General features: G+C 60.7%; 1 protein-coding gene. It reads left to right on the top strand.

Going from position 1 to position 1,583, the window contains the following annotated elements; all coding sequences use genetic code 11:
* Positions 1 to 78: 78 nt before the first annotated feature.
* Positions 79 to 1,518 carry an IS1182 family transposase gene (locus GGD67_RS39000; RefSeq protein WP_179740337.1) on the top strand — a complete coding sequence of 480 codons (1,440 nt, stop codon included), beginning with the start codon at positions 79 to 81 and terminating at the stop codon, positions 1,516 to 1,518.
* The last annotated feature ends 65 nt before the right edge of the window (positions 1,519 to 1,583 follow it).

The following is a 1,583-nucleotide window of genomic DNA, read 5'->3' as shown; positions in this document are numbered from 1 at the left end:
TGACCCTGGCTGTGTGAAAACGCTGCGCTTGATGTGATTCGCGCGATATGATTCCCGCACGATTTGCGGGGGGCTGGAATGAAGCGCTTCGTTGCGGAGGCGGATCGTGGGCAGCGGACGCTGTTGCCCGAATGCCTCGATGACTTCATTGACGAGAGCAACCCGGTTCGCGTGATCGACGTATTTGTCGATGCGCTCGGTTTGGCTGAGATGGGCTTTGAGGGTGTGGAGCCGGCGGCCACCGGTCGGCCGTCGTACCATCCCTCGGTGCTCCTTAAGCTTTACATTTACGGCTATCTGAACCGGGTGCAGTCGAGCCGGCGATTGGAACGAGAGGCCGGGCGCAATGTCGAGGTGATGTGGCTGCTGGGTCGGCTCGCTCCCGATCACAAGACGATTGCGGACTTCCGCAAGGACAACAGCCCGGGGCTGCGTAAGGTCTGTGCGCGCTTTGTCGAGCTCTGCCGCGGGATGGGTCTTCTCACGACGGCGAGCGTCGCCATCGATGGGAGCAAGTTCAAGGCCGTGAACAACCGGGACAGGAACTTCACGCGCGCGAAGGTGGAGCGACGCCGTGCTCAGTTGGAGGAGAGCGTTGCGCGCTATCTGAGCCAACTTGACACGGCCGACCGCCAGGAGCCGACGGAGGCGCTGGTCACGAAGGTGACGAGGCTTACCGAGAAGCTGACAAAGCTGAAGGAGGAAATGGGCAAGCTTGCTGTCTACGAGAAGCAAATGCTTGCTTCCCCCGATCAGCAAATCTCCCTGACCGATCCGGATAGCCGTTCGATGGCAACCAGTGGCCGCGGATCCGGCGTTGTCGGCTACAATGTCCAAGTCGCCGTCGATACCGACCATCACCTGATTATCGCGCATGAGGTGACGAACAGCGGCTCAGATCGGGCACAACTTGCCAATATGGCCAGGCAGGCGAAAGCTGTTCTGAAGACTGAGACGCTCGAGGCCGTTGCCGATCGCGGCTACTTCAGCAGCCCGGAGATCCTCGCCTGCCACGAGGCCGGCATCACGGTAACTCTGCCCAAGCCGATGACTTCGGGCGCCAAGTCGGACGGACGCTTCGGTAAGCAGGACTTTGTCTATTTGCCGGAGGAAGACGCCTATCGTTGTCCGGCCGGGGAGCGATTGCCGTATCGCTATACAAACGAAGAAGCCGACAAGATGCTGCGGCGCTACTGGACCAACGCCTGTAAGAATTGTTCGATCAAACCCCAGTGCACGCCCGGCTCAGAGCGACGGATCACGCGATGGGAGCACGAGGATCTGCTCGACGCCGTGCAGCAGCGGCTCGATGCGACCCCGCTCGCTATGCGCCTTCGTCGCGAGACTGTCGAGCATCCGTTCGGCACGATGAAGGCGCGCATGGGAGCGACGCACTTCCTGACCAAAACTCTCCCAAAGGTAGCCGCCGAGATGGCCCTCTCGGTTCTGGCCTATAATCTGACCCGAGCAATGAATATCCTCGGGATCAGGCCGCTGATCGCCGCGATCGCGGCCTGAGGCCGGCCCAGTTTTGGCTTCAAGACTCGCGGTCCTGTAAGGCTGTTTTTACACGACCAAGACCC

Origin of the sequence: Bradyrhizobium sp. IAR9 (assembly GCF_013408065.1) — a bacterium.
In the GTDB taxonomy this organism is placed as follows: Bacteria; Pseudomonadota; Alphaproteobacteria; order Rhizobiales; family Xanthobacteraceae; genus Bradyrhizobium.
Note: the sequence above shows the minus strand (reverse complement) of the source record. Positions and strands in the feature narration are given on the sequence as shown.

What these genes read in the sequence shown, in the direction of transcription:
- GGD67_RS39000 (WP_179740337.1), top strand. Translation starts at nt 79, where the DNA reads ATGAAGCGCTTCGTTGCGGAGGCGGATCGTGGGCAGCGGACGCTGTTG.